2 protein-coding genes are annotated in these 4,048 nt (G+C 42.7%); one reads left to right on the top strand and one right to left on the bottom strand.

What is annotated here, in order from left to right:
- Nucleotides 1-112: 112 nt before the first annotated feature.
- Nucleotides 113-1,021, bottom strand: a complete 909-nt coding sequence (gene thrB, locus AC805_RS17005; RefSeq protein WP_055076488.1) for a homoserine kinase — start codon at nucleotides 1,019-1,021, stop codon at nucleotides 113-115.
- Nucleotides 1,022-1,491: 470 nt separating this feature from the next.
- Between thrB and AC805_RS17000 the strand changes: the two genes are divergently transcribed.
- The gene (locus tag AC805_RS17000) at nucleotides 1,492-3,861 is read left to right on the top strand and encodes an MASE1 domain-containing protein (RefSeq protein ID WP_055076487.1); all 2,370 of its coding nucleotides are present in this window, start codon (nucleotides 1,492-1,494) and stop codon (nucleotides 3,859-3,861) included.
- The last annotated feature ends 187 nt before the right edge of the window (nucleotides 3,862-4,048 follow it).

The following is a 4,048-nucleotide window of genomic DNA, read 5'->3' as shown; positions in this document are numbered from 1 at the left end:
GCATAAGTAAACTTAAAACCTAGAAGAACGTACCGCCCGCTACGCGGGCGGTACGCTCTCTGGTTTTGGTTTTTAATTATGCTTAACTGCTTAGCTAACAGCCAAACATCAATTAACGAGTTTTGAATGTTGTACCATCTTTAGCGATCGCTAGGCATTTAGTTTCAGAACTAACACCCATAGCTAACCATGCTTGTTGCATTGCTTGAGCTACTGACTCTATTGTACCCATAGGTGCTAAAGAAAGTAGTGTTGGACCTGCGCCACTGATTACCATGCCATAGGCTCCTGCGGCGATCGCTGCGTCCTGTAACTCTGCCATGCCTTTAATTAGGTTTTGGCGATAGGGTTGGTGCAAGCGATCCTGAAGCCCAGCCCTGAGCCAATTATCTTTGCCTGTCTGAATTGCATGGGTGAGTAAGGCTAAGTGGGAGGCGTTAAAAATAGCATCATGCATGGAAAATTGTTTTGGCAACACCTTTCTTGCTTCGGCAGTTGACAACTCAAAGTCAGGTATGGCAACGGCGATCGCAATGTCCTCATGCCATGCGAGATGGCAAAACTCCCAGCCCCCAGCTTGATTGGATGCCATCAGTTGACAGCCGCCCAGCATTGCAGGCGCGACGTTATCAGGATGCCCCTCCATAGAGATCGCGAGATCTAATAATGCATTGCGATCGAGCGGTGAGCCAGCCAATAGGTTCGCGCCAAAAATGCCGCCGACGATCGCGGTTGCCGAACTACCTAAGCCTCGTGACAATGGGATTGCGGTATCGGTGTGGAAAGCGATCGCGGGAATAGGGCGATCGATATGTTGATAAAACTTAGCTATGCCCTGATATACGAGGTTTTTCTCGTCCCGTTCTACCTTGTCCGCACCTTCACCTGAGGCTGTAATGGTTAAGCGCTCTGCTAGGGAAAATTCAAAGCGGTTATACAGAGAGAGGGCAGCTCCAAGGCAATCAAAACCTGGTCCCAAATTGCCAGTGGTAGCGGGAACGGAGACTTCAAAAATGGTCATAGGAATCTAAAGTATGCTGAAGCTGAGGAATTGTTAGTTACTGCTAACGTGGGACATTATATAAGGTTACTTTGCTGCGCCGCACCTGTAATACCAATTCCTAAAATGGCAATGCCATTTTGGGAATTGGTATTATAGCTGTCGCCAAGTGTACTAGGACATAAAACCCAAGAATTAATTGGCGGCGCTTCGCGCCGCCAATTAATTCTTGGGTTTTGATTTGTCCTAATTCAAGTGACTGTAGCTATAAAGCCAAAAAGAATAAGAGGAGATGCCAAACATTACGTATTCATCTACTCAGTAGCTAAGCATAAGTAAACTTGAAACCTAGAGGAGCATACCGCTCGCTTAGTGGGCGGTATGCTCTCTTGTTTTGGTTTTTAATTATGCGGAACTACTTAAGTTTTATAATAAGGAAAAATTTAGTCGCTTATATTGGTACAACAATTTCTGAATGGGACTTAATAGGCATGACAGATAATTTGTTAAGAGTTCCCTTGCAATTCTTCCAATCCAAATCTATTCGCAAAAAACTTATTAACTGTATTGGTATTACTATTGTGGCGCTGGGCTATTATGGGCTTGCCGAAATATGCCGTCATGTCGTCTCCACCCCTCAATCTGTCACGCCTGTTTGGTTTCCCGATGGGTTTGCTTCTGCGGCAATTTTGTTATTTGGCGATCGCTTACTTCTCGGTGTTTTGCTAGGCTCTTTTTTGGCAAATATTTGGGCTTTTATCAAAACCGATAGTTTTTTCCATATCTTGCAATCCGTTTCCCAAGTAGCCATGATTGCGATCGGTACGACCACAGGCATTGGCTTGGGGAGCTACCTTTTACGGCGTGCCATTGGGCGGGAAAGTCCGCTTAGAAACTTTCGGAATGTTGCGCTGTTCTTTTGGCTGGCTGGGCTGGTGGGAACCATGCTAAATGCGACTACAGGGGTAACCGCTCTATGTTTGGGGGATAATGTGGCTTGGACTGATTATTTTGGGGTCTGGTTAACTTGGTGGATATCTAATGTTACGGGGATTTTTGTCTTAACCCCTACTTTGCTAAGTTGGAGTGAGCTCATCCGTTTCAAGTTCCTCAGTTACCTCCGCAAAAAACGCGATCGACTTGTAAAACCGCAACAACTGATTGAAGCCTTGATGATTCTGGCGACTATATTAACCATCTCCGCGATCGCTTTTAACGGTATATATCCCATTGAGTATCTAATTCTTCCCTGTTTAGTTTGGGCTACTTTTCGTTTTGGACATTTCGCAGCCACTAATTTGATATTTTTGGTGTCTGTGATTGCCATTATAGGAACATTACAGGGAACGGGCTCTTTCGCAAGGGAAAGCATGTATGAATCCTTACTGCTATTACAAAGTTTTATCGTTGCAACCGTCTCATTTACGTTAATTCTTGCAGGGACAATTGATGAGCATCGGCGTAGTAGCAATCATTTAAAAAAGTCTCAAATAGAACTGATTCAAAAATCGCAATTGTTGATCGAGAGTAACCGTAACCTCAGGCAAGCTAAACAGATAGCTGAAGAGGCAAATCAGTCGAAAAGTAAATTTCTGACTAATATGAGTCATGAGCTCCGTACCCCGCTCAATGCAATTATTGGCATCTCTCAACTGCTTCAGGATGAAGTAGAAATTTCGCCCCAACATAAAGCCGACCTACAGATTATCTATAATTCGGGATATCACCTGTTGTCTTTAATTGAAGATATCCTCGATATTTCCAAAATTGAAGCTGGAAAAATGGAAATTCAACCGATGAATTATAAATTACTGGAGTTAATACAGGAGGTGAGTGAGAGTTTCCAGTTTTCCGCAAACAATAAGAAAATCGAATTAATTTGTGACTTTGCATCCGATCTGCCCCAAATCGTCCATACGGATATCAAGCGACTAAAGCAAATCCTTTTTAACCTGCTCGGCAATGCTGTAAAGTTTACGGACAAAGGGAAGGTGACGTTTCGGGTTAGTAGAATTTACGATCACGAGCTAAATATTAATGGCTTAACGGATTCCCATTTTATGAATTCAACAAATGCTAATAAGCTTGCCTGTTCTGCTAATTCTATACCTAATGCTATGTCTAATGAAATGGAGATCGCATACCTACTATTTGAAGTCTTAGATACAGGATTAGGAATGGATGCGGAGAAGTTAGATAAGATTTTTCTGCCCTTTGAACAATTAGGAGAAAATAAGCTTAAGTCTCAGGGTACGGGTTTGGGATTAGCGATCAGTCAAAAAATTGCACGTATGTTGGGAGGGGAAATTACGGTAAAGAGTCAAATCGGTTTGGGTAGCTGTTTCAATTTGCATTTGTCCATTGAAGTTGTAGAGCCGATTACCTATGAAGAAATTAATGCCCAATTATTAATACAGGAAAGCCCTATTGTGCAGGTAAGTAGCGATCGCGCCTTGAATGGTTTTCATAAAGGTTTCTCTGAACTCTATCCTTTAAAGATTTTGATCGCTGAAGACAACTTAGTTAATCAGAAGGTTGCGGTTCGTATGTTTCAGCGATTGGGTTATACCGTCGATATTGCCAATAATGGGCTAGAGGTAATCGCAATGATGCGATCGCAAACCTATAATGTCGTGTTTATGGATATCCAAATGCCTGAAATGGATGGATTAGAAACTACGGCAAAAATTTTGGAAGATTGGAACTTAAACTCACGTCCTCGGATTATTGCGATGACAGCTAATGCAATGTCAGGAGATCGTGAGGACTGCTTAGTTGCAGGCATGGATGACTATCTGAGCAAGCCCATTCAGATTGAGCAGTTGTTAACTGCTCTGAAGCGATCGTATGCCCAAATTTGAGTTACTATCTCATCTCACGGCTACGCTGCAAAGCTTCTTTTCATAAATTCAAGCATAATCCTCCAAATACAGAAGATTCCGTAATCCTTTCGCTTCCTTTTCGATAAAACCCACATTCCGCTCATAATGGAGGTCTAAAAATATTTACAACGAGACAATTAGGATCGCCTACTCATGGCTAGAAAGC

The sequence above is a fragment of the Pseudanabaena sp. 'Roaring Creek' genome, from assembly GCF_001402795.1.
Classification (GTDB): Bacteria; Cyanobacteriota; Cyanobacteriia; order Pseudanabaenales; family Pseudanabaenaceae; genus Pseudanabaena.
This window is presented reverse-complemented; position numbering and strand designations above follow the sequence as displayed.

Bases quoted from the DNA above. Each gene is read 5' to 3' on its own strand.
- thrB (WP_055076488.1), bottom strand. From the start codon at position 1,021: ATGACCATTTTTGAAGTCTCCGTTCCCGCTACCACTGGCAATTTGGGA.
- AC805_RS17000 (WP_055076487.1), top strand. From the start codon at position 1,492: ATGACAGATAATTTGTTAAGAGTTCCCTTGCAATTCTTCCAATCCAAA.